Raw genomic sequence first — 23796 nt, 5'->3', positions numbered from 1 at the left:
CAGTTCTGTGCCACAGAGTTCGGTCCCCGACGAACGCCTCCGACTCCTTCTCCAGCGCAGAGAGTTGATGCAGCGCGTGGTCGACGGCACAACGGATCGGCGCGAACTCGCGGCCGAGTCGGATCGCTCACAGTCCACCGTGTATCGCGCGCTGAACCAACTCGAGGATGTCGGGATCCTGACGGAACAGAACGGGTACTACGACGCGACACCGGTGGGGACACGACTGTTCACTCGTGTCCAGCAGCTCCACGCGGAGGCGGCGGTTCTCGAACGGGTCTCCGACACGGCTCCCGTCTCGTCACTCGACGGGCTCGACCCCTGTGTGCTCCGTGAGGCGAGCATCGCCGAGCGACGCCGCCACGACCCACTCGAGCCGCTCGAACCGGTTGCCGAAATCTTCGAGCGAAACGACGAGGTGTTCGCTGCGACGCCCATCCTCCTGCCAGCGTTCGAACAGTTCGAGTTGGAGGCGATGACGGAGGTGGTCGTCGAACGAGCGGCCCTCGACGCAAGTCCCGAACTACTGTCTGAAGATCGGGAGCCGGTGCCGGAGTACGTCGGCGTGACGGAGCGCGAAGTGCCGTTCGTGTTCGTCGTCGCCGAGTCGGACCAACCGGAGTGTTGTGTCGTCGTCCTCGACAATGGATCACCCTGCGTTTCGTTCCAAAACACGTCTGTCGACGCCGTTCGATGGGTGAGAGACCGGTGTCTGAGCTTTCGCCGTCAAAGTGACACGCTCGAATTCGACAGTCGTGAGCGACAGTTCGTTCCCGTGGAGTAGCCCGCCAGTCTGCGCCACCGTGGTGGCACTGCTCGAAAGGTTCTCGGTACGAGAGGGGCCTACTCCTGTTTTTCAGTCGGCGACTCGAACCGACAGCGCTCCCCGAACTGCTCTGTCACCCGAGTTGGGTAGCTGGCGATCTTGTAGTACCGGTCGACATCCGTCGGAGACGACTCGAACGGGGACCCAGCCTTCCTGACGCCGATATCCAGGAAGATACACCTATCTGGCGAATCCATGTTTCCGGGGAACGAGGCCCGTTGTGTCTGGCCGTCGACTCCCGAGAGACGGAGTTCGTACCTCGCCGGCGCGACAGACCACGTCGGCTCGACGCTCTTGGCCCAGCCGTCGGCTTCGATGGAAGTGAACTCGACGACCTCGTCGAAGACTGTCTCGCCGTCACGCCGGAGGACCACGTCGAGTGTCGTCTCGAACGGGGTCCAGTTAGCGAGTTTGATCCCGAGTAGCTGCACCGGTGGCTTCGGCGCTTCGTCTTGCCCCCCCCCGAGCCCGATACAGCCGCTCACTCCCGTGAGGGTCGCCGCGAGCGCCGACCGTCTCGTCGTCTTGAGCGTGTCCTCTGTCATTGATCGTCCGTTGTGACTTCGTGTGGGCCGAGTTCGACTGTCGACCGTTACTCCAGGCGTCGACCGCTAATCGACCGGGTCTGTACACTCGCCGGGAACGCCACGAACTCGGTGGAGTTGAGGTCACCGTCGTAGCTCTGGACGAACTGGGAGGGGAGTGAGTCGGTCGACAGTCGCCGCTTCTTGTCGTTCATCTGTGTAGTCTGCTCTTCTGCACCGGTCACACGGACGCTCTCCCCCCGGGATGTCTTGATGATGTCACCAGTGGACACAGTGTCGACTAGATTGGAGGTGGAAGACTCCGTGACCGGATCACCGATGTCGATGTTTTGCACTGACTTGGCGTACGTCGGGTATCTCCCCCACGACTCGTCTGTCACCGACAGTGCCGGGTTCTTGTAGTCCTTCACCCGGAACTCGAGGAAGTGGGAGCCACAGTACTTCGCATTGCTGTAGTCCCAGTCGTACATGATCCTGTCAGTGTCAGTCTCGTTCTCGCCATTGCTGTCGCCCAACAGTCCCAGTGCGATGCCCGCGGCGATACCGGTGGGGGCACTGATGGCACCGATAGCTTCGGTGATGGCAGTCATTGCGACCTGTTCGGCTGCATCGCTGATGAACCCACTGTCACTCCCCTCGGGAGGATTTCCTCCCACCTCCTTTCCGGAGACCGGGTTGTTCAGATACCCACCGTAGATGTTGTCGACGGTCACTCTGTGTCCCATCACGCCGTCGGTCCTCTCCCAACTATTGCAGTCGTACCCGCTTCTCTGGTACACCGAGTGGGAGCCGGTCATGAAGATGTGCTCCCACTCGTCGGTGTCTGGTCGCTGGTAACTGAACCGGTACTGGACCGAGTGCCCGTTGATGACCTTCTTGCCACGCAGGGCGCTGCGGCTACAGCCGTCTCGACCCACTGTCTCGTTTTCATTGCTCCAGACGATCTCAAGCGTCCCCGGATCGTCTGCGTTGTCTTTACCACACTTCGAGGCAGCAGCAGCAGTCCCCGCGGTAACGCCGATTCCACCGACGCCACCGATGGACGCCACAAGCGCCGTCTGCTGGAGCACACTTCGCCGTGAGACGGCTCCAGACTCGTCGCCCGAACTCGATTCGCCGCGGGTACCACGCTCGTGTACCGTCATACTCACTCATTCGGTACGGGACAGCCAGTCTTATTGTTAACCTCTCGTATTTGTAACCGAGAGTAGGAAGGTTTGCATCGACTGCACGAGTTCCCAGGCTCTGCAAACTCACTCGATTTCCCTCACCGATCCGCCCAGTCCACCATCCGGTCGTACACCGGGTCCGAGCGCAGCGCCGTCTCGTCGCCGACGAGCACGAGCGCCCGTTCCGCCCGCGTCAGCGCGACGTTCACGCGACGGTAGTCCTCGAAGATCGGCGACGAGAGGTCGCCGACGGCGACGAACGACACGAGGATCACCTGTTCGCTGGAGCCTTGGAAGCGGTCGACCGTGTCGACGGTCGCGTCCGTCCGGCGGGCGATCTCGGCCACCTGGGCCCGGAACGGCGCGATCACCCCGATCTCCGACCGCGGGACGCCCGCGTCGACGTACGCCTCCACGAGCTCCGCCACCCGCGCGGCCTCGACGGGGTTCGTGTTCCCCTCGTGGCGGCCGTCCGGGTCGACGAAGCTCACGCCGCCGCCACCCCGCAGCGCCGTCGGGAGGTCCGTCTCCGCGACGCCCAAGTCACGCAGCGACTTGGCCGCGACTTCGCCCGTCGCCGGCCGGAGCGCGCCGTCGTAGAACTCCGCGGAGGCGAACGCCTGAATCCGTTGGCTCATCCGGTACTGGCTCGTCAGCGTCACCCCGGCCTCGGGGTAGCGGTCGATCAGCCGCTCGAACAGGGAGACGGACAGGTCCGCCCGCGGCGGGCGGTCGGCGGGGTCGCGCGGTCCCTCGCCGTCCGCGACGCCGCTGCCCAACTCCGCCTCGCTCACCGGGACACCACCCTCCGCCTGAACGACCGGCGGCAACTGCTCGTGGTCGCCCACCAGGACGAACCGGTCGGCGCGGTTGATCGCCGCCAGCGTCCCCGGCTCCGTCAGCTGCGAGGCCTCGTCGACCAAGGCCACGTCGAACGACTGCTCGCGCATCACCCGGGAGCCACAGGAGGCGGTCGTGGCGGCGACGACCGCGGCGTCGTCGACCGCCCGCACCCGGTCGCCGGGGTCGCCCTCCGTCCGGAGCCGGACGGACTGCATGTCGCCGCGGACGCCCTCTTCGGTCCCGACGCGGACAACCGCCTCGCCGAAGCTGTCCCCGTCGGTCGCGTCCGTCAGCCCCTGGTCTCGGAGCGCCTCTAAGGCGTTGTCCACGGCGCGGTTCGTGAACGCCGACAGCAACACTCGGTCGCCGCGGGCGACGAGCGCCCGCACCGTCCGCGCGACCGTGTGGGTCTTCCCGGTTCCCGGTGGCCCGTGGACCAACGCGAAGTCGTCGGCGTTCACCGCCCGGTTCACCGCGGCGTCCTGGGCTGCGTTGTTGTCGACGTACGTCCGCGACTCGTCGGCGAACTCGGGGTCCGCTCGGCCGAACAGGACGTCCTTCCGGCGCTCGTCACCCTTCAGGATCGCGTCGTGCAGCGCCGTCAGCTGCCGGTCCACCGTCAGCTCCGAGGGGTAGGTGTCGAGCCGCGCGACCGCGACCGGCTCGTCCGTGTCGACCACGACCGCCTCGCGGTCGCCCGGCAGCGTCGCGTCCGCCCACGACGGCAGCGACCCGCCGAGTCGGCCGATCCGCGCCAGTTCGGCGTCGCCGCCGACGGGGTCGCCGTCCGACGCCAGCGCCAGGTCACCCTCGCGTAGCTTCGACACCGTCTCCGCCGGCTTGCTCGCGGCCACCTCCCACCGGCCGCCCGGCAGTTCTCGCCGCGCGACCGGCTCCAACCCGATCAGCGCACGGTCGTTCGCGGCGCGTTCTTCGGCCGTCTGTTCCCACAGCCGGCGGTACTCCGCGTGGATCGACTCGCGTTCCGCCTCCAGCCCGCGGTACACCCGGTCGAAGTAGTCGCGTTCCTCGGGCGGCACGGGTCGGCCGACGCTGCCGGCCTTCGACTCCTGGTCCAGCCGCCCGGAGACGACCATACACGTGTCCTGCTCGAAACAGTACTCACAGACGGCGTCCGCCTCGTACCCCGTCGGAACCGTCGTGTCGTGTTCTGCGGCCGCAATCTCGTTGCGGGTCCTGACGACGAACTCCAGGAGCCCCCGACCGACGCTGAACTCCTTGGCCGGCGAGAGGTCGCCGTCCGCCTCGTCGTCGTCCAACGCCGCGTTCTTCGTGTACAGCAGTGTCCCGGTGTCTGCCTCCACTCCTCGCTCGCGCAGGAGGAGCGCGTAACACGCCGCCTGTACCTTGTCCTGAAACCGTGGGTCGCGGTTCGTGTTCTTGCCCGTCTTCAGTTCGACCGGCATCCCCCGGCGGACGGCGTCGGCCCGGCCTTTGATCCCGAACGTCGGCGAGACGAGCGTCTGCTCGGAACGCCACTCGTCCGTGTCCGTCAACACCCCTTGTTCGAGCCACGCCGCGACCGCACTCGCGTTGCGCCGCACCTCGTCTTCCACCTCGGACCGTTCGCGCCCCAGGAGTCCGAGTTCCAGGCCCGCCTCCTCGACTCGTCGCTGGACGCTCTCCTCGAAGTCGACACCCCGCAACAGGTCGCCGAACACCTCGTGGACGACCGTCCCCTTCACCACGGGGTAGTTCAACGGGATCCCGGACAGTTTGTTGAGGTAGTACATTCGGGGACACTGCACCCACGACCGCACGTCCGTCACGTCGACGAGGAACTCCGGCTCGAGAACGACGTAGCTGTCGCCGGTCGTCGTGTAGTTCGTCTCCCCCTGGTACTCGTCCGTGTCCGCCTCGGTGACGAGCAGTTCCATCCCCGACTCCGCGAGTTCCGCCGTCTCCGTCCACTTCCCCCACAGCGTCACGTCGGTGGGCGCGCTCGCGCCGCGGTCCGGTCTGATCGTCAGCTCCGCGAGCTCCCGGCTACCGTACTGTGTGTCGACCGTTCGCACCTCACCCACGTCGACGATCGGACCCCGGACGTTCACGACTCTCACCCGGCGCTCGCTCGGTATGTTCCTGTCGGTCGTCGACCCCGGGGGAGGGGGTGACGGCGGTCAGTCCTCGGCTTCCGTCGGCACACCGGCGAGGTTGTCGTCGTCGTCGAACAGCTTCGCGCGGAGGAACCGGGCGCGGTAGCGGTTGGCGTCGTCTTTCACGTCCGCCTCGCGGATCTCGTCGACCCGGCCGTCCGCGACGGCGTCGAGCGTCGCCTCCAACTGTTCTTTCTCGCTGGGCGTCAGCTCGAACTCGTACGTCTGTGGCTGTTCGCTCTCCAGTCGGGTCCACTTCCGGGCGGCCGCGACGACGACCGAACACGGCTCTCGACACGGGAACGCGCCGTCGCCGCCGTCCACGTCCAGGTCCGTCTCGTCGTCGTACTGCCACTCCCGGCGCTTGACACACTGGGAGTCGTCACAGCAGGCCTCTGCCACCCAGTTGACGTGGTCGTACCCCTCGCCGCGGTCCCAGGTCTTGACGACGCCGTAGATTCCGGACTGGCGGCCGACGGTGTCGCGCCAGTGGTCGACGTCGAGGTCGCCGGTCTGCTCGCGGTACCAGTTCACCACCGTCGCGGGGTAGAACGTCTCGACGGTCCGGGCGAGCCCCTGCCAGTCGAGGTCCGGGAACCGCCACCCCGTCCGGAGCGTCGGTGCGGTCTTCAGCGGGCGGTAGCGGTCCCGTTCGTCGCGCTCCGCGATCGATCGGGCGTCCAACGGGTCGTCGTGGGCCGTCAGCGCCGCCGGGTCGGCGTCGGCGTCGTCGACGTGTCGCACCTCGTAGCGCCGGGTGCCGTCGTCCGCGAGGTGCGCCTCGATCCGGAGCTGCCCCCACTCCGTCACCATCCCGGCGCGTAGCGCGGCGTCACGCTCCGGGACGGTGTGAGTGTCCTCGCCGTCGACGCCCGGGGCGTCCACGGCGGCCCCCTCCGCACGGCGACAGAACGCCCGTCGGGGGCTGTCGTGGCTCTGGACCACCCACTCCCAGAAGAACCAGTTGCGGACGTACGGGGAGTCGGCGGCGTGCTCCCGCAGCGTCTCGCGAGACAGTCCCGTCGCCGTCGTCTCCGGCGTCTCGAACCGGAAGCCGTCGTCCGTCTGCTCGACGCGGAGCCCGTCGAACGCGACGCCGGAGCCGTCGAACGCGACGCCGGGCTCCCCGCTCGGGACGCCGGCGTCGCTCGCGGCCGCGAGGAGGGCGTCGAACTGTCGGTCCTCCATCAGTCGTCCGCCTCCGTGCCGGCAATCTGTGTCGACTCGCGCACGTCGTCGACGGCCGTCCCGACGTCGGCACCGGCGTCGGCCGCGCGTTCCAGGGCCGCGTCCGCCAGCAACGGCTCCGTCCCGACGGCGCCCGCGTACCAGATTCGGTGGCCGTCCACTTCCGTCGGCACGTCGTAGCCCGTCCGGTAGTCGTCAGTCAGCCCCATGTCCTCAGGGATGTCCTCTTTCGTGTGGTAGCCGTCTGCGATGAACAGGGGGACGACGACGACGTCCTCGACCTCGAAGAACTCCGTCACGTCGTCCACCTCGGGGTCCTCGTCCATGTAGAGGTCACGCACCTCGTCGAACCGGCCGGTGTCCCGGACGCGGTCGGCGTGGTACTCGATCGCCTTCGCGGAGTTCTCGTTGCGCTCCGTCCCGTGGCCGACGACGGCGAGGCCGAACCCCTCGCCCACGTCCGGGTCGTCCGTCACCGTCTCCGCTCGGCGGACGATCACGTCCGTCATGCTACGGTGGGTGCCGACCGGGCCACAGTAGTGGACCGTCTGGCCGGTGTCCTCGGCCGTGTACGTCGCCACGTCCGCGGAGATACCGTCGGAGTCCCAGTCTTCCACGTCCCACTCGTCCAGACGGAGTTCGCGGGGGATCACCTGCTCGGTGAAGTACCCCTCCGAGACGAACAGGGGGACGACGTACACCTCGTCGCTCTCGACGGTCCGGAGAACCTCTCGCAGACTCGGCTCCTCCTTCCAGAATCCCGTGGCGACCTCGTCGAAGGCGCCGGTCGCCCGGATCGTGTCCGCGTGGTCGTACGTCGGCGTGCTCGAATCGGGGTTGAGGTGAGAGCCGTGTGCGACCAACACGAGTGCTCGACTCATACGGACGAACACGGCCGGACGAGTCTTGAGGGCTTCGGAGCCGCCGAGACCGCGGGAACGGGCGGGGGCGAGAGGCGCCGGGCGAAGACGAGCCGGACGGCGGCGGCTAGACGACCGACAGAGTAAGGTTCGGTCGACTGTACCGGACGCTCGTGACTGTCGCCGAACGCACACGGACCGTGGTCGACGAGCGCCCGTTCCTCCGGGACGCGCTCGCGGCCGGAGTCGTCAACTACACCGCCGCCGCGACACACCTGGCGCCGGCGCTGGGCGACGACGCCGACACGGACGCCGTGACGGCTGCCCTCCGGCGGTACGCCGACGAACTGTCGCGCTCGACTCACGGAGACGACGCCCGAGTGCGGGTGCGCCGGGGGTTCTCGCTCGTGGCAGGCCGCGACAGTGAGAACGACGGAGGCGACGACCCGTTGCTCGCCGTCGGCGACGCCGAACTCGTCGCCGACGGCGGCGACCTGGCGGTCGTGGTGGCGACGGGGGAGGTGTCGGCGACGGGACTGGAACGCCTCCTGGGTCGGCTCCGCGCGGCCGGGGTGTCGGTCACGGCGACGGCGCTCGCGGGCGAGACGCTCGCGGTCGCGGTCCCGCGCCGGGACAGCGCGACCGCGCTCCGGGCCGCGGAGGCGACGCTGTAGTCGTCAGGGACGCTGTAGTCGTCAGGGACGCTGTAGTCGTCAGGGACGCTGTAGTCGTCAGGGACGCTGTAGCCGTCATCGAGGACGGCGCAGTCATCGTCCGAGACGACGCTGCCGTCGTCCGAGACGACGCTGCCGTCGTCAGGAACGACGCTGCCGTCGACCGGGGAGTTTTACTCCGCTCGGTGACGACCGCAACCCAATGACGCTGTCCGTGACAGACACGCTGTGCGGGGAACGGGTCGAGATCTCCGACGACGACGCGGAGATCACGCTGTACGTCTGCGGACTGACCGTCTCCGACGACGCTCACCTCGGACACGCGCGGCTGTGGTTCCACGCCGACACGCTCCACCGGTGGCTGTCGTACCGCGGCCACGACGTCCGCCACGTCGAGAACGTCACCGACGTGAACGAGAAGATCACCGCCCGCGTCGGCGAGCGCGACGACTGGGAGACGGAGGCGGACGTGGCCCGCCACTACACCCAGTCCGTCTTGGAGGACATGCGCGGGCTGAACCTGAAGCGAGCGGAGGTGTACCCCCGGGTGTCGGAGCACGTCCCGGAGATCGTCGCCCTCGTGGAACGGCTGATCGACCGCGGTTACGCCTACGAGGCGAACGGCTCCGTCTACTTCGACGTGACCGAGTTCGACGACTACGGCGCGCTGTCGAACCAGACGCTGGACGACCTGGAAGCACAGGGGGAGCCAGACGAGCGGTCGGAGAAGCGTAACCCGGCGGACTTCGCGCTGTGGAAGGCCGGCGGCGTCGCGCCCGCGGCCGTCCGAGAGCACGCCAAACACGACCACGCGGACGACGACGACGCGCTCCCGACGGGACAGACCTGGGAGTCGCCGTGGGGTGAGGGTCGCCCCGGCTGGCACGTCGAGTGTTCCGCGATGTCGACGACCCACCTCGGCGACACGCTGGACGTCCACGTCGGGGGTCGTGACCTGGTCTTCCCCCACCACGAGAACGAGATCGCCCAGAGCGAGGCCGCCACCGGGGAGACGTTCGCACGGCGGTGGGTCCACACCGGCCTGCTCCAGACGGGTGACGACAAGATGTCCTCCAGCCTGGGCAACTTCTTCACCGTCTCGGACGCGCTGGCGGAGTACGGCGTCGACGTGATCCGAACCTTCTACCTCGGCGCGCAGTACCGCGGCGAACAGACCTTCTCGGCGGACGCGATGGAGGAGGCGGAGGCGCGCTGGGACCGACTCCGCCGGGCGTACGAGACGGCCGTGACGGCGTGTGACGACGCGGCGGCGCTGTCGACCGTGACCGACGAGACGCTCCGGTCGGCCGTCGCCGACGAACGGACGGCCTTCGAGACGGCGATGGACGACGACCTGGACGTGCGGACGGCCTACAACGCCCTGTTGGATCTGGGGACGGCCGTCGAGACCCACGTCGACGCCGGCCGACCGTACGACTACCGGGGGCTCCGCCGGGCCGTCGAGGCATTCGAGGCGCTCGGCGGCGAGGTGTTCGGGCTCTCGCTGGGGGAGACGGACGGCGGCGGCGTGGAGTTAGCCGAGAGTCTCGTGGAGCTGCTCTTGGACGTGCGAGAACGGGAGCGGGATGCCGGCAACTACGAGCGGGCGGACGAACTGCGCGACGACCTCGCGGCGATCGGCGTGACCGTCGAGGACGGCGACGACGGCCCGACGTACCGGTTCGAGTAGTCCCTACCCGTCGTGTCGGTCGGGGGCGGCGCCTCTAGCGCGCTCGTCGCCTCCGGCGTGTCCGTCGGGTACTCCCGGCGCGCTCGTCGCCTCCGGCCGCCCACACCGAGGCGTACTTCAGGCTCACGGGCCAACGAGCAGGAGATGACTGCCCTCAGCTTCGACGAGGACGGCGTCGACGTGGAGTACGCCGGCACGGAGTTCAGACTGGAGAAGGATCTGGTGGAGGAGGCGACCCAGAAGGCGTACGTGGACGTGACAGACCACGACGTGTTGCAGATGGTGGAGCCGGATCCGCAGTTCTCCACGGAACCACGCCGAATCGGCGACATTCTGTAGCCGGAAGGGGTGTAGGTCCGGCAGTCTACGGTACGGGGGAAACGTGACTGTTAAGAAGCGGACGGGCGACTCTCGGCACATGAGCGAAGAAGAGCAGTCCGAGGCGGCAGAGTCCGCCCCGGCAGCCGAGGCCGACGAGACGGACGGCACAGACGAAGACGAGACCGCAGACGAGATCGAGAGCGGAGAGTTCGTCGAACTGGAGTACACCGTCCGAACCGTCGCCGAGGGCGACGAGGAGGGGCGCGTCGTCGACACGACGAGCGAGGCGGTGGCCGAGGAGGCCGGCATCGACGACGAAGAGTACGACTTCACCTCGCGGACCGTCACGGTCGGCGAGGGCCACGTGTTCGACTCCGTCGACGAGGACCTGGAGGGGAAGAGCGTCGGCGACGAGAACGAGGTTCGCGTCCCGGCCACGGAGGCGTTCGGCGAGTTCGACCCCGACGAGGTCCAGACCGTCGCCTCGGACAAGATTCCGGAGGACGACCGTTACCCCGGCGCCCAAGTGACCGTCGACGGTGACCAGGGCTACGTCGAGACGATCGTCGGCGGGCGTGCCCGGGTCGACTTCAATCACCCCCTCGCGGGCGACGACCTGACGTACAGCTACGAGATCGTCGACCGCGTCGAAGACGAGGAGGAACAGGCGGCCGCCATGATCGGGATGTACCTCCAAGAGACGCCGGACATCCGGATCGAGGAAGACACCGTCGAAGAGGAGGTCACGGTGGAGCCGGACGACGAGGACGGCGAAGCGGAGACGGAGACCCAGGAGGTGGACCGTCGGTCGTTGATCGTGGAGGCGACGCAGGCGATGCAGATGAACCAGCAGTGGATGTTCTCGAAGCAACAGATCGCCCAACAGCTGATGGACAAGCTGGGGCTGGACCGCGTCGTCGTCGAGGAGGTCATCGACGGCGGCGGAATGCCCGGCATGATGGGCGGCATGGGCGGTATGGGCGGCGGTGGTGGCGGCCTGGAGGAGGCCGTCGAAGAGGCCGCAGACGACGAGGACATCGACGTCGACGCGGACGAGTTGGTCGAGGAGTTAGACGAGGAGTAGTCGCGTCGTCGCCGCGGGCCAGCCACCGATGGATCTGGATTCGACGAAAGAGGACACGCTCGTCGCAGCCAGCGCCGCCGGCACGGCCGTCGCCGTGACGGTCGTCACGGAGCTCCTGCTGAATCTCGACGCGGCGCTGTGGCTGCGGGTGTTGCCGTTGGCCGTCTACCTCGTGTACCTGTTCTCACGGAAAGGGGGGCCGTACGGCTCACTGGACACGCCGCGGACCTGGAGCGCCGCCGCGGTCGTCACGGGCGTGCTCGCGGTCGGGGTGGCGGTGGTCTAGCCCCGGCGCGTTCCCGCGGGCTCAAGTAGTTCCGTCCCGGACGTAGCGGCCATGAGTGTCGACGCCGACGAGACGGTCGAGACGGGTGGTGAGACGGACGTCGAGACGATGGCGGCGGAGTTGGGGGCGGCCATCGCCGACCTCCCGGTGTACCGCGAGTTCGAGGCCGCGAAGGCCGCGGTGGAGGCCGACGAGACGGTCCAGGAACGCATCTCGGAGTTCGAGCAGCTCCGCGAGGAGTTCCAACTCGCCAGACAGACCGGGCAGGCGGACGAGGCGGCTCTGGAGGAACTGCGGGACGCCCAGGAACGGCTCCACTCGATGCCGAAGATGCGCCGGTACCTAGAGGCGCAGGACGACCTGGAGGCGCGGCTGGAGACGCTCAACGAGGCGATTTCCGACTCGTTGGCCGTCGACTTCGGCGGCGAAGCCGGCGGCTGCTGCCGCGACGAGTAGCACGACACCGGTCCGGACCACCCCAGACGGCTCCAGGCCCGACCGGGCGACCCCGAGGTCCACCAGGCGACTCCAGAACCTACTAGACGACTCTGAAACACACCGGACGCTCCAGAACCTACTGGACGACTCTGAAACACACCGGACGCTCCAGAACCTACTAGACGACTCTGAAACACACCGGACGCTCCAGAACCTACTGGACGACTCTGGAACACACCGGACGGCTCGCAGGTCGTACTGCCACGACTTAGCCGGGATTAAATACTGGAACGACCAAATAGGGAGTATGCCCGCGGACACAGACCCCGCCACGGGGACCGCAGACGACGACGCGGCCGAGGGTGCCCTCCACTCGCAGCTCGCCCGGTACGACGACTCGCCGGACCGCCGGACGGTGTTTCCGGCAGACGCAGACGAGGACGACCTCCTCACCCACTGGTTCACCGCAGACGATCACAGCTTCGTGAACCTGCAGGACCTCCGGTAGCGACACGCCGGCTACTCGGCCGGTGTCACCCGGTCGGCCTCCGGGTCCCACCGGACGCGGCCGGCGCGGGCCAGTTTCTCCACGTGGGCTCGCACAGTCGCCCGCGCCAGGTCACGGACTCCGTCGAGGTTCTTCTCGTAGGCCGCGTCCACCACTGCCGAGACCGTGTCGGCGCCGTCGGCGACGGCGGCTGCGACGGCACGCTCCCGGCGCAGTCGGTGGTCGATCAGTCGCCGGCAGACGGCACGCGGTCGCGTCACCGTCGGACCGTGGCCGGGGAACAGTCGATCGGGATCGCGGGCGTACAGCCGGCGCAGCGAGGTGAGGTACGCCCGCACGTCACCCTCCGGCGCAGCGACGGCGACGCTCCCCTCGGCGACGGCGAGGTCGCCACACACGACGCCGGCGACCGTCTCGAAGCCGACGTGGTCCGGGGCGTGGCCTGGCGTGTCCACGACCGTCGCCGGGCCGACCCGGTCGCCGTCGCGGAACGTCCGGTCGGGGGCGACGCCCGTCGCCGCCCGGAACCGAGACTCGCGGCCGACCCTGGCCCAGACGGTCGCGTCCGTCTCGGCAGCGTAGTCGGCGACCGCGTCGACGTGGTCCGGGTGAGCGTGGGTGACGGCAACATGATCGATACCCTTCTCCGCGACGACGGTGTCGAGGGCGTCAGTCCGGCCGGCAGGGTCGACGAGTAGCGTCTCGTCGCCGGCGACGACGACGGCGTTCGTCGTCCCCGTCGGCGCGGCGGCGGCGTCGACCGGGACGGAGAACGTGTCGACGTGCATCCGTCAGTCGGCGTCGACCGGCTTGCCGCGCTCGGCGGCCGGGTTGGCGTGCGGGACGCTCGCGGCCGTGGTGTCGACCGCGAGGAACCGGGCGAGGTCGTCGTCGCCGGCGACGGCCGTCGCCTCCCGGACGGTGTCGTACGGTCGACCGACGACGAGGTCCCCGGCGGTACCGCGGTTGACGCCCGGGAGTGCAGTCAGCTGCGTCATACTCGCGGCGTTGGCGTCCAACGGGTACGGGACGGCCGTGACGGAGCGGTAGCCCCAGTCGACGACGGCGGTGTCGATCCGTTCGCCCAAGGGGAGTTCGCCGGGCAGGCCGACGAGCAACGGGTAGGTACCGAGCTGACGACCGAAGGTGGTGCCGTCCTCGTGGTACTCCGTGTACACGTCCGGGAGGACCGTCCCCGGCGGAGCCACCCGTTCGAGCATCGGCCGGTCGATCTCCTCGCGGAGCTCTCGTTTGTACTGTTTGAACTGGTCGCGGTGTTCGCGGGCGATCTCCGCGCCGGTCTCGTCCATCTCAGTCCCCTCGAACGCCATCACCTGGCGGACGTTGACCCGACGGAGCAGGAGCCCCTCGTCTAACACGTCACGCAGGAACTGGCGGTTGTGTTCGAACGTCTCCTCCCGCTCCCCGGCCAGGCCGTGGACGAGGTTGATCCCGGGCAACAGCTTCGGGAGCCGTCGGGTGGCGTCGTCGCCGAACGTCGGGCCGTCGCCGGGGTGTTCCCCCGGCCGCCAGCCGGCGGCCTCGTTGACCACCCGGACGGCCTCCAGACACTCCTCGGCGGACACGAGGAGGTTGTTCTCCTCGCGGACGACCGGGTCGGCGCTCTCCAGTCCGAACGCGGCGGTGTCGCCCGGGGTGTTGTACTCGGCGATGGTGCGGATCGCCTCCCGGGAGCGTTCCGGGTAGTCGACGATGGTGACTGGGTTCATGTTGTCGAGGTGGAGCGTCCGGAGGTCGGGCGCCACCTCGCGGATGCCGGCGTACAACGACCGGAGTGCGGTCGGGTTCGGCGCCTCGCCGTCGCCGCCGTACGCCAGGATGTCCGCCTGGCGGCCGATCCGGAAGTCCGTCACGCCGTGGTCCGAGAGCGCGTCCACCTCGCCGACCACGTCCGGCGGCGACCGGAAGTCCGGGTCGCCGTACATCGGCTCCGTACAGAAGGAACACCGGTAGGCACACCCCCGAGAGGTCTCCAGTTCCGCGATGATGTACTCAGGGTGGTCCGGGTGTTGCTCCACGACGAACGCGCCGAGGTTCGACCACCGGTCGACCTCGTCGTAGTCGCGGATGCGGTCCGTGTACCCCTCCAACCCGTTCTCGACGAGGTCGTGAGCGGCCGCCTCCACGTCGCCCATCGAGACGAAGTCGTAGTCCAAGTCGTCGCGCTGCATGTCCTGAGCGCCGGCGTTCTCCTCGCCGACGCCGAACCGAACGGGACCGCCCAACAGCGTGGTGCCGTCGGCGGTCCACGCCAGCTCCCGGACCTCGTCCGGCTCGGCGGGTGTTCCGCCGACGTACTTTCCGGGGACGGTGATCCCACCGACGTAGACGAGGAGGTCCGCGTCCGCCACGTCCCCGCGCTTGCGGGGATCCGACCGGAGTTCGTCGATGGTGTGGTAGACGATCTGGTCGCGCGGGACGCCCGCGTCGACGAGCGCCCCTGCGGTGTAGCGTGGGTACGTGGAGACGTACGGCGGCACGCCGAAGTGGGCCGGCTCGTCCACGTAGCCGTCGACGATGGTGACAGCCACGCCTGCGGGGTCTCTGGTCACACCCACGGTTGGCGACCCCGGTGTAAATGTGTGCGGTCTCTGCCGCCGACGGACGGGCGGCCCCTCGGCGACGAATCGAGTCGGACTCTCGCGCGCGCCGGCAGAGCCCGGCGCGCACGCGAATTTCACACGTTCCTGTCGTCTGAAACTAGACCGAGAGACCACGTTTGTATTATATACTACCGCGTACTCCCGTATTTCACTCGTCTCAGACGACCGTCAGTCGTAAGTACGACTTCGAAACCATCCGTTAATCGTTTAATGTGGCAGTCCAACGCGAAACCAAGATGTCCACGACGCAGTCCACCACCGAGACGGCAGAGACCGAGACCGACGCAGAGATCGTGACCGACGGCGGCAGTGCAGAGCCGCTCGACCCCGCGAAGGCACTCCTCGAGGACGCCGCCGGCCTGTGACCGACGACACCGTCGGTGTGTAGCTGTCGAGTCGTGACCGCCGACACCGCCGCCGCCGCGGCGTGACTGTCGAACCCGCTCGTTCTGTGCCCGCCCGTCGGCGACACCACCGTCCGTCCGCCGACGACGCCACTGCCCGTCGACCATCGACCGCTACAGGCGTGTCCCGAGCCGGCCGGGCGGCGCGCCGGCGCGCCCGAGATTGTACCGACTAGATCTAGATCGGAAATAGATCTAGCGGCCCTGTTTGTATTATATACTCCCCGAATTACCCGGAATCTCGAAGAGTGTTCACTCCCGTTATCCCTAAGTAGGACCTGACCACTCGCCGTTAATCGTTTAATGTGGCAGTCCAACGCGAAATCAAGATGCCCACGACGCAGTTCACCGCCGAGACCGACGCAGAGATCGAGACCGAGACCGACGCAGAGATCGTGACCGACGGCGGCAGTGCAGAGCCGCTCGACCCCGCGAAGGCACTCCTCGAGGACGCCGCCGGCCTGTGACCGACGACACCACCACCGGCTCGTCCGACGACACCGCCGCCACGGTGTAGCCGTCGTCCGGTACGTTCTGCGCCCGTTCGTCTGCCAGCGCCGGCGCCGTCCGTCGACCGCCACTTACCCCGGGACTCGGAGTGGCCTCCGTCGTCACCCCTCCTGTGCCTCCGACCGTCGCAGCTGCCGGCCTCGGAGGCCCCGGCCGACGCGCGCCGCCGCGGACGAGATTGTACCGTCCGGATACAGGTCGGAAGTAGGTGTAACGGGGCTGTTTGTATTATGTACCCACCGATTCAGCCGGAATCTCTGGCGTACTCACACCCGTTAGTCGTAAGTAGGAATTGGCTACTTCCCGTTAATCGTTTAATGTGGCAGTCCAACGCGAAACCAAGATGTCCACGACGCAGTCCACCACCGAGGCAGCAGAGATCGAGACCGAGACCGACGCAGAGATCGTGACCGACGGCGGCAGTGCGGAGCCGTCGAACCCCGCGAAGGCGCTCCTCGAGGACGCCGCCGGCCTGTGAACTGTCTCCCGAGGTCGCTCGTCTGTCCGGGCGAGACCCACCCCACCTGCCGGTGACCACTCCTGCGGCGGCGTTTCTCGCCGTCCCTTCTCCCCGCACCTCGTCACGTCCTCCCCGTGGTCGACGAGTCACGTATGGGTTCTCGACGCTCGTCGATTTATTCACAACTGTGTTCAGATACTACTTGTCGAATTTCGGTCAGGGTCGTCAGAGGTTTATTCTTCGGATCGAATGCGTACGACGAGATGGCAGACGAACGGACGGATCGGACGGAAACGGAGGCACAGGAGACGAACGTGATGACGGACGGCGGACGGACGCGCCACCCGGCGGTGGCGTTGCTCGCGGACGCGACGGAGCTGTAAGTTCGGGTGAAGGTGTCATCCGAGGAACTTAGTTTCACGAGGATAGATGCCGATTCACATGTCACGAGGACACACGGGAGCAGCGTCGACGAACGAGACGGAGACCACCGAGGAGGGTGTGCGCGCCGCGAAAGCCCTCCTCGAAGACGCCGCGACGCCGTAGCGCGTCCGTCGAGAGGGACGGGTGTCTTCCGTCGTCGCCCGACAGCACAACGTACAAACGCGACCCGCGAGTACGTCTACACGTGAGTGATTCTGCCGACCCAGTCGAACACAGGCCGCTGATCGTCGCCGGGACCGGAGCCGCGGGGCTGTCGGCAGCCGTCTACGCCGCCCGTTCGAACCTGAACCCGCTCGTGTTCGAGGGAGACGAGCCGGGGGGACAGCTGACCCTGACGACGGAGGTGGAGAACTACCTCGGGTTCCCCGAGGGAATCTCCGGGCCGGAGCTGATCGACGACTCGAAACAACAGGCGCGTCGGTTCGGTGCCGACATCGAGAACGGGGTCGTCGCGGACGTCGACGACACCACACGCCCGTTCCGGGTGGAGCTGACGAACGGCGACGTGTACACCTGTGACGCGCTGATCGCCGCCAGCGGCGCCAGCGCCCGCACGCTCGGCGTCCCGGGCGAAGACGAGCTGATGGGGTACGGGTTGTCGACGTGTGCGACGTGTGACGGCGCGTTCTTCCGTGGGGAGGACATGCTCGTCGTCGGCGGCGGCGACGCCGCGATGGAGGAGGCGGCGTTCCTGACGAAGTTCGCCGACACCGTCTACATCGCACACCGTCGGGAGAACTTCCGGGCGGAGGACTACTGGATCGACCGCGTCCAAGACCACGTCGACGACGGTGACGTGGAGATCATGCGCAACACGGAGCTGACGGAACTCCACGGCAGCCGCGAGGACGGGGTCGACCACGCCACTCTCGTCCGACACCCGGACGGCCACCCCAAGGAGAAGCTGGACGATCCGGACGCCGACGAGGTGGAACAGTTCGACTTCGACGTCGGTGCGGTGTTCTACGCCATCGGCCACACCCCGAACACGGGCTACCTGGCGGACACTGGTGTCGAACTGGACGAGACGGGTTACATCCAGACGTACGGCGGCACCGGCGGCGGCCAGACGAAGACGGACGTACCGGGAATCTTCGGCGCCGGCGACGTGGTCGACTACCACTACCAACAGGCGGTCACCGCCGCGGGAATGGGGTGTAAGGCGGCGCTGGACGTCGACCAGTGGCTGGAGGAGGCCGTCGACGCGGCCGCGACCGGCGAGGTTGCGGCCGCGGGCGACGACTGAAGAGCCGAGCGGAGCCGACGGCGCCGGGACGCGACGTGGACGATTCCGGCGCATCTTTATGTATCGGACGCCCCGTGGTGACCTATGGCCGACGTAGACACAGAGACGTACACCGTAGAGGGACCGGACGGAGAGACCACGGACGTAGAACTGGCGACGGGGGTCGTCGACCTGCTCGCCCAACAGGGCCAACAGAAGGTGGAGGTAGTCGACGAGATCCTGATCCAGTCGTTCGCCCAGCAGGCCCACGTGGTCGCCCACCACACGGAAGGCGAGACGCCGGCGGACGTGACCGAGATCGAGGAGGGGATGGCGGAGCTGTTCGAGGAGGCGTTCGGGCAGTCGTTGGAAGACGCGATGGGTCACTCCCACTGAGGCGTCGCGCCGCGGTCGAGTGACCGTGGGGTTCAACAGGCTGGGCGCGCTCGTGGAACTGTGACCGAGCCCGTCGTCTACGCTGGGAGCCTCCACGACGCCGACTGTCCGATGCTGGACGGCGCAGGCGACCGTCAGGTTCCCGTCGGCGAGTTCGACGAGTGGGATCGGCCGGGCTCGCCCGGCGGCGTTCGGTACCGGAACGACTGTCAGTGGTGTCGGGTCGACGACTAGGCGCTCCCGCCGGCCGCGCGCGCCGCCTGGATCAGCCCGTCGACCGGCTCGGTGTACTCGTAGCCGGGAACCACTCCTTGGACGTACGTTCCTTCGACGTAGTCGACGACGGCGACGGCGTCGTTCGTGCCGCGGTCGTGGTCGAGATCCGACAGCGTCGCCGTCACGACGAGCCGGTCGCCGTCCCGGTCGACGGACGGGGAGAGGTCGTGGTCCCCAGCGGTGACGGCGCCGATGTCTTCGACGCGGAGTTGGAACGTCTCCGCCCAGCCGTCCTCGACGACCGGAGCGACCGACTCCTCTGTCACCGCCGACAGTGTCGGGACGGCGACGCTCACGTCGAACGTGAGCCGGCCGTCCGCGCCCGGGGCGGCGGTGATCCGGGCGTCGAACGGCGTCGTCGTCACGGTCACGCCGTCGCCGTCCGTCTCTTCGGGGTCGGTCAGTGAGTCGTGTTGCCGGAACGCACGCAGCGCCCGGTCGGGTGTGTCGTCGGTCACAGCCGGCCAGAGGGGTGCGAGGCGATTAAACGTCGCGGAGCCGGGCGTGCCGCTTCGCGGGAGACTTTAGCGGTGGGCCACGAGACGGTCGTATGGCAGACCGATTCCACTCGACGGAGGGGCTCCGGGAGGCGCTGGCGGAGACGACGTTCGACCGACCGCCGGCGCTCGTCGCCAACGCTCACGTCACCGGAGTGAGTGTGGCGCGGGCGCTGTCGACCGCGGACGTACCGGTGATCGCGGTCGACCGAGACGAGAACGGGGTCGCGCCCCCCTCGCGGGCGGTCGACTTCGCCGGCAGCGTGACGTACCCTCTGTCGGACCCGGAGGGGTTCCGGGCGGACGTGGAGTCGCTCGTCGCCGAGCTGGGGACGGAGCCGGTCGCGTTCGCCTGTATGGACGAGTGGGTCCGCGGGTTCGCCGAGACACGGCCGGAGGGGGTCCGGCTCTCCTTCGACCCGGACGTCGACCCCGTCCTGGACAAGGCGAACCTGTACACACTCGCCGAGGAACACGGCGTGCCGTACCCGGAGACGCGGGACCTGACGGAGACGGACCCGGACGACGCTGTCGACGCCGTCGGCGGCTTCCCGCTCGTCGTCAAGCCCGCGCACAAACGGAAGTTCGAGGAGGCGTTCGGGACGAACGTCGTGGAGGCGGAGACGCGCGCGGAGTTCGACGAGACGATTGCGGCGGCCCGGGCGGCGGACGCTCGCGTGCTCGTCCAAGAGTCCGTCTCGGTGGCGACCGGCCGAGACGCCTCGCTGGCCTCGTACCGACCGCCCGCCGACGGCGTCTCCTTCGCCGGCGTCGGCGACGGACCGTTGGCCGACCACGACGCGCTGGGTGTCGTCGGCAACGCCGCGGTGCGGTACCCGCAGGGGTTCGGCACCTCCTGTCTCGTCGAGACGACGGCCCAGCCGGAGATCGCCGAGCGGGCGCTGTCGGTTCTCGACGAGACGGGCTACCACGGGATCAGCGAGTCGGAGTTCGTCTACGACGAGGACCGCGGGGAGTACGTCCTCTTAGACGTGAACACGCGGCCCTGGAAGTGGATCTCGATGCCGGTCGCGGCCGGGGCGAACCTCCCGTTGGCGGCGTACGCCGACACGGTCGACGCCGTCTCGTCGGCCCGGGCCGTCGGGACGGACGGCCGCGACGGCGTCGGTGACGCACGGTGGGTGTTCCTCCCGGACTACCTGGAGCTGTGTGCGAGCGACCCCGCTTTCCGCGACGCTCTGTCGCGGGCAGACTGGGAACGGCTCGTCGCCGGCGACTTCGAGACGGAGCCGGGGTTCACGACCGGCGTCTACCGTCCGTCGGACCCCGGACCGGCAGCGAAGGCGATCGAGACGGCGTTCGGCGGTCGTGAGTACTACTGTGCCTGTTGACACGATCAAACGCTACGATCCTGCTACATAATTTTTATACTCTCGAGGTCTACGCGGGGCCGTGTCACACTACGAGAACAACGAGTCGGTCGCAACGGCAGAGTGGGTGCTGGACAACCTCGACGCCGTTCGGTCGGACGACCCGGACGTGCGGCTCGTCGAGGTGGACATGGAGCCGGAGGTGTACGACGACTGGCACGTACCGGGTGCCGTCGGCGTCGACTGGGAGGCAGACCTCGTCGACGGGCTCGGGGACGAACTCGTCGATCCCGAGGAGCTGTCGTCACTGCTGGGTGAGTTGGGAATCACCCCGGAGACGACGGTCGTGGTGTACGGCGACCGGGCGAACTGGTTCGCCGGTCACGCGCTGTGGGTGTTGCGGTACTACGAGCACGCCGACGTGCGACTCCTCGACGGCGGTCGTCGGTACTGGGACCTAGAAGGGTACGAGACCACGACGACCGAGCCGACGTACACGACCCGGGAGTACACCGTCTCCGGGCGGGCGACGTCGATCAGAGCCGACCGCGCGGCGGTGCAGTCGGCCGTCGAGTCGGACGAGAACGTCGTCGACGTGCGGAACCCGATGGAGTACCGGGGGGAGAAGCCGCCCGCCGAGGTGCCCGACACCACCGACGAGGAGGGACACGTCCCGACCGCGGAGAACGTTCCGTGGGGTGAGGCCGTCGCTGCCGACGGGCGGTTCCAGCCGGAGCCGGCGCTCCGGGAGGTGTACGGCGACGTGATCGGGGAGGAGGGGACCGTCACCTACTGCCGGGTCGGCGAGCGGTCGTCGATCACCTGGTTCGTGATCGAAGAGCTGTTGGACGAACGGGCGGCCAACTACGACGGCTCGTGGACCGACTGGGCGGACGACCCGGAGACACGAGTCGTGACCGGCTCCGATCCGGACGGCGACGGGGGTGACTCGGCGTGAACACTCCCGACGTGGAGGGTGACGTGATCGGCGAGACGGTGCAGGTGTGTCTCGACGGCGTGATGTCGGTGTTCCAGAGCCGGATGCGAGAGATGTTGGACGACGCGGGGATCGAGCGACCGGACCCACACCCCGACGAGTGGTACCCGTTGGACGACTTCCTGGCGGTGTTGCACACCGTCGAGACGGACACCGGAGAGAACGCCCTGACGAAGATCGGCGAGTCGACGCCGCGGTTCGCCGACTGGACGGCGGGCTACGACGAGCCGGCGGCGGCGCTCGAACGCCTGACCGACGCCTACGAGGCCAATCACCGCAGTGCCCCCGGCGGGTACAGCTTCGAACAGACGGGGGAGTCGACGGCCCGTGTGGTGTCGACGACGCCGTACCCGGTCGCGTGGGAGGAGGGGATGTTGAAGGGGACCGCAGAGCTGAGCGGGACGAACTTCGCCAGGGTCCGTGTCGACGAGTCGAGGGCCGACGAGACCGTCTTCGACGTGGACTGGTAGCTACAACGCCGTCAGTTCCGTCGTCCAGAAGTCGCGGAACGCACGACCCAAGGCGTCTTCGTCGTGGCCGGTGGCGTCGACGGCCGCGGTGTGGTCGGCGTCGACGGACAGCCGGTCCAGTGCCGTCGACTCGCCGACGAGGATCAGCCGGTCGGCGTCCAGGTCGTCGAGAGCCCCTCGGACCCGGTCTACGTGGTCGTCGATCTCCTCCTCGCGGCGGCGCTCGAACCGAGCCTGTGAGAACCCACCCTTGTCGTGTTCTCCCGTCACGTCCGTCTGGAACCCCGTGAACGTCTGCCGGTCGCCACCCTCGTACACGCCGCCGGCGTACGTGTCCGACCGGACGAGCGCGAACCCGAACCGTCCGGTCGGTTGGAACCACTCGCGGTCGAGCCGGAACTCCGACCCCCACTCGCAGAACGGCGCCGGCTGGATCGGCGGGGACAACGCGACGCTGACTAGCCCGGCGTCGTCGACACAGACCACCGTCGGCGCCGCCTGGCGGGCCAGGACGGCGCGGTCACCCAGGGCGTCTGTGACGGCCGGCTGTGTCGACTCGTCGACGGCGGCGGTGAGCGCCCCCTCGCGTTCGGTCTCGAAGCCGTCGAGCCTGTCGAGCACCTCGTCGAGTCGGTCGCGGGAGAGCCGTTCTCGCCGACGGACGGACGGCCCGTCGTCGTCGGTCGCGCGCTGCACCCTGTCTTCCAGCTCCGTCACGCGGTCTTCCAGTCGGTTGACACGTTCCTCGGCTTCCTGGCGTGCTCGGGCCGCCTCGCTGCGCCGCTCCGACTCTGCCTCGAGTTGGGCGGCGAGCGAGTCGCGTTCCTCGCGCAGTTCTTCGAGCTCCTCCCGCAGGGCGGCACGGCCGAGGAGTCGGTCCAACATGCCCGAGCGTGGCGTCGCCGCCGAGAAAACCTCACTGGTCCGTCGCCGCCGGGGTCCGTCAGATATAGGAGTCGGGACGCTGTACCGCCGGCGTATGGAAGTGAAGTACGAACTGAGCGACTACGTACGCGTCCTCAAGCTGGCGAGCCGGCCGGAGTGGGAGGAGTTCTCCCAGGTGTCGAAGATCGCCGGCGCCGGGGTGTTCCTGGTCGGGCTCGTCGGCTTCCTCATCTACGTGGTCATGTTCTTCGTAACCGGGGGGATCTAGGTGCCGATCTACTCGGTCAAGACCACCGCGAGTCAGGAGCGTACCGTCGCCGACATGGTGGCGAACAAAGACGAGCCGACCATCCACGCCGCGTTGGCGCCCGACCAGCTCACGAGCTACGTGCTCGTGGAGGCGGACGACGACGCCGCCATCCGGCGCGTGCTGGAGGAGGTGCCCCACTCCCGCGGGCTGGTCGAAGGCCCGGACGGCGAGGCCGGCCGCTCGAAGATGTCCGAGGTCGAACACTTCCTCTCGCCGACCCCGGACGTCGAGGGGATCGCCGAGGGGGACATCGTGGAGCTGATCGCCGGGCCGTTCAAGGGTGAGAAGGCGCAGGTCCAGCGTATCGACGAGGGGAAAGACCAGGTGACGGTGGAGCTGTACGAGGCGACCGTCCCGATTCCGGTCACGGTGCGTGGCGACCAGATCCGGGTGCTGGACAGCGACGAACGGTAGTCGA

Annotated in this window: 28 protein-coding genes; 19 read left to right on the top strand and 9 right to left on the bottom strand. The window is 68.1% G+C overall.

From position 1 onward, the window contains the following. The first annotated feature begins 7 nt into the window (after positions 1-7). On the top strand, positions 8-784 hold the full coding sequence (locus RYH79_RS05345; RefSeq protein WP_370896965.1) for a hypothetical protein: 777 nt from the start codon (positions 8-10) through the stop codon (positions 782-784). A gap of 59 nt (positions 785-843) precedes the next feature. Here RYH79_RS05345 and RYH79_RS05340 read toward each other — a convergent pair whose 3' ends face one another. The 5 genes from RYH79_RS05340 to RYH79_RS05320 form a co-directional block, all read right to left on the bottom strand. Then, positions 844-1371 carry a hypothetical protein gene (locus tag RYH79_RS05340; protein WP_370896963.1) on the bottom strand — a complete coding sequence of 176 codons (528 nt, stop codon included), beginning with the start codon at positions 1369-1371 and terminating at the stop codon, positions 844-846. A gap of 47 nt (positions 1372-1418) precedes the next feature. Then, entirely contained in the window at positions 1419-2516 is a 1098-nt protein-coding gene (locus tag RYH79_RS05335) for a hypothetical protein (RefSeq protein ID WP_370896961.1), read from the bottom strand. Between the two features lie 122 nt (positions 2517-2638). After that, on the bottom strand, positions 2639-5455 hold the full coding sequence (locus RYH79_RS05330) for an AAA domain-containing protein (RefSeq protein WP_370896959.1): 2817 nt from the start codon (positions 5453-5455) through the stop codon (positions 2639-2641). Positions 5456-5524: 69 nt separating this feature from the next. Then, a complete protein-coding gene (locus tag RYH79_RS05325) occupies positions 5525-6688 on the bottom strand; it encodes a DR2241 family protein (RefSeq protein WP_370896957.1) in 1164 nt (387 codons plus the stop codon). Then, the gene (locus tag RYH79_RS05320; RefSeq protein WP_370896955.1) at positions 6688-7569 is read right to left on the bottom strand and encodes a CbiX/SirB N-terminal domain-containing protein; all 882 of its coding nucleotides are present in this window, start codon (positions 7567-7569) and stop codon (positions 6688-6690) included. The genes RYH79_RS05325 and RYH79_RS05320 overlap by 1 nt, the downstream gene beginning before the upstream one ends. A 152-nt stretch (positions 7570-7721) precedes the next feature. On the opposite strand from RYH79_RS05320, the gene RYH79_RS05315 reads away from it, so the two are divergent. From RYH79_RS05315 to RYH79_RS05285, 7 genes are all read left to right on the top strand, one after another. Continuing rightward, entirely contained in the window at positions 7722-8222 is a 501-nt protein-coding gene (locus RYH79_RS05315; protein WP_489753348.1) for a DUF7523 family protein, read from the top strand. Between the two features lie 202 nt (positions 8223-8424). Further along, positions 8425-9912, top strand: coding sequence for a cysteine--tRNA ligase (gene cysS / locus RYH79_RS05310; protein ID WP_370896952.1), 1488 nt, complete (start codon positions 8425-8427; stop codon positions 9910-9912). 144 nt (positions 9913-10056) lie between these two features. After that, positions 10057-10251 (top strand): DUF5800 family protein, encoded by a 195-nt coding sequence (locus RYH79_RS05305; protein WP_370896950.1) that lies wholly within the window; start codon positions 10057-10059, stop codon positions 10249-10251. A 79-nt stretch (positions 10252-10330) separates the two neighbouring features. Continuing rightward, positions 10331-11317 carry an FKBP-type peptidyl-prolyl cis-trans isomerase gene (locus tag RYH79_RS05300; RefSeq protein ID WP_370896948.1) on the top strand — a complete coding sequence of 329 codons (987 nt, stop codon included), beginning with the start codon at positions 10331-10333 and terminating at the stop codon, positions 11315-11317. A gap of 28 nt (positions 11318-11345) precedes the next feature. After that, positions 11346-11603 carry a DUF8049 family protein gene (locus RYH79_RS05295; protein WP_370896946.1) on the top strand — a complete coding sequence of 86 codons (258 nt, stop codon included), beginning with the start codon at positions 11346-11348 and terminating at the stop codon, positions 11601-11603. 51 nt (positions 11604-11654) lie between these two features. Further along, positions 11655-12059, top strand: a complete 405-nt coding sequence (locus RYH79_RS05290; protein WP_370896944.1) for a YlbF/YmcA family competence regulator — start codon at positions 11655-11657, stop codon at positions 12057-12059. Between the two features lie 289 nt (positions 12060-12348). Then, the gene (locus tag RYH79_RS05285; protein ID WP_370896942.1) at positions 12349-12549 is read left to right on the top strand and encodes a DUF7511 domain-containing protein; all 201 of its coding nucleotides are present in this window, start codon (positions 12349-12351) and stop codon (positions 12547-12549) included. A gap of 11 nt (positions 12550-12560) precedes the next feature. Here RYH79_RS05285 and RYH79_RS05280 read toward each other — a convergent pair whose 3' ends face one another. Together RYH79_RS05280 and RYH79_RS05275 are read right to left on the bottom strand one after the other, a co-directional pair. Next, the gene (locus RYH79_RS05280; RefSeq protein ID WP_370896940.1) at positions 12561-13337 is read right to left on the bottom strand and encodes an MBL fold metallo-hydrolase; all 777 of its coding nucleotides are present in this window, start codon (positions 13335-13337) and stop codon (positions 12561-12563) included. A 3-nt stretch (positions 13338-13340) separates the two neighbouring features. Beyond that, on the bottom strand, positions 13341-15122 hold the full coding sequence (locus RYH79_RS05275; RefSeq protein WP_370896938.1) for a radical SAM protein: 1782 nt from the start codon (positions 15120-15122) through the stop codon (positions 13341-13343). 287 nt (positions 15123-15409) lie between these two features. Between RYH79_RS05275 and RYH79_RS05270 the strand changes: the two genes are divergently transcribed. The 6 genes from RYH79_RS05270 to RYH79_RS05245 all read left to right on the top strand — a co-directional run bounded on the left by RYH79_RS05270 (position 15410) and on the right by RYH79_RS05245 (position 18846). After that, on the top strand, positions 15410-15538 hold the full coding sequence (locus RYH79_RS05270; protein WP_370896936.1) for a hypothetical protein: 129 nt from the start codon (positions 15410-15412) through the stop codon (positions 15536-15538). A 368-nt stretch (positions 15539-15906) separates the two neighbouring features. Next, positions 15907-16044: a hypothetical protein gene (locus tag RYH79_RS05265; protein ID WP_370896934.1), complete on the top strand. Its 138-nt coding sequence runs from the start codon at positions 15907-15909 to the stop codon at positions 16042-16044. A 386-nt stretch (positions 16045-16430) separates the two neighbouring features. Continuing rightward, a complete protein-coding gene (locus tag RYH79_RS05260; RefSeq protein WP_370896932.1) occupies positions 16431-16565 on the top strand; it encodes a hypothetical protein in 135 nt (44 codons plus the stop codon). Positions 16566-17175: 610 nt separating this feature from the next. Further along, the gene (locus tag RYH79_RS05255) at positions 17176-18237 is read left to right on the top strand and encodes an NAD(P)/FAD-dependent oxidoreductase (protein WP_370896930.1); all 1062 of its coding nucleotides are present in this window, start codon (positions 17176-17178) and stop codon (positions 18235-18237) included. Between the two features lie 84 nt (positions 18238-18321). Next, a complete protein-coding gene (locus RYH79_RS05250; RefSeq protein WP_370896928.1) occupies positions 18322-18612 on the top strand; it encodes a DUF7545 family protein in 291 nt (96 codons plus the stop codon). 60 nt (positions 18613-18672) lie between these two features. Next, positions 18673-18846 (top strand): hypothetical protein, encoded by a 174-nt coding sequence (locus tag RYH79_RS05245; RefSeq protein ID WP_370896926.1) that lies wholly within the window; start codon positions 18673-18675, stop codon positions 18844-18846. Here RYH79_RS05245 and RYH79_RS05240 read toward each other — a convergent pair. Beyond that, on the bottom strand, positions 18843-19346 hold the full coding sequence (locus RYH79_RS05240; RefSeq protein WP_370896924.1) for a DUF5813 family protein: 504 nt from the start codon (positions 19344-19346) through the stop codon (positions 18843-18845). The two genes, RYH79_RS05245 and RYH79_RS05240, sit on opposite strands and share 4 nt — an antisense overlap. Before the next feature lie 92 nt (positions 19347-19438). Between RYH79_RS05240 and RYH79_RS05235 the strand changes: the two genes are divergently transcribed. The 3 genes from RYH79_RS05235 to RYH79_RS05225 all read left to right on the top strand — a co-directional run bounded on the left by RYH79_RS05235 (position 19439) and on the right by RYH79_RS05225 (position 22183). Then, a complete protein-coding gene (locus RYH79_RS05235; RefSeq protein ID WP_370896922.1) occupies positions 19439-20737 on the top strand; it encodes a carboxylate--amine ligase in 1299 nt (432 codons plus the stop codon). Positions 20738-20798: 61 nt separating this feature from the next. Beyond that, positions 20799-21674, top strand: a complete 876-nt coding sequence (locus RYH79_RS05230; protein ID WP_370896920.1) for a sulfurtransferase — start codon at positions 20799-20801, stop codon at positions 21672-21674. Then, positions 21671-22183 (top strand): hypothetical protein, encoded by a 513-nt coding sequence (locus tag RYH79_RS05225; protein ID WP_370896918.1) that lies wholly within the window; start codon positions 21671-21673, stop codon positions 22181-22183. The genes RYH79_RS05230 and RYH79_RS05225 overlap by 4 nt, the downstream gene beginning before the upstream one ends. On the opposite strand, the gene RYH79_RS05220 is transcribed toward RYH79_RS05225, so the two are convergent. Beyond that, positions 22184-23068: a Vms1/Ankzf1 family peptidyl-tRNA hydrolase gene (locus RYH79_RS05220; protein ID WP_370896916.1), complete on the bottom strand. Its 885-nt coding sequence runs from the start codon at positions 23066-23068 to the stop codon at positions 22184-22186. Positions 23069-23162: 94 nt separating this feature from the next. On the opposite strand from RYH79_RS05220, the gene RYH79_RS05215 reads away from it, so the two are divergent. Then, entirely contained in the window at positions 23163-23336 is a 174-nt protein-coding gene (locus RYH79_RS05215; protein ID WP_370896914.1) for a protein translocase SEC61 complex subunit gamma, read from the top strand. Continuing rightward, positions 23337-23792, top strand: a complete 456-nt coding sequence (locus RYH79_RS05210) for a transcription elongation factor Spt5 (RefSeq protein WP_370896912.1) — start codon at positions 23337-23339, stop codon at positions 23790-23792. It begins immediately after the preceding gene. The last annotated feature ends 4 nt before the right edge of the window (positions 23793-23796 follow it).

Origin of the sequence: Halobaculum sp. MBLA0143, from assembly GCF_041361465.1 — an archaeon.
Taxonomy (GTDB): Archaea; Halobacteriota; Halobacteria; order Halobacteriales; family Haloferacaceae; genus JAHENP01.
The sequence above is the reverse complement of the archived record's forward strand: the minus strand, read 5'-3'. Positions and strand labels throughout refer to the sequence as shown.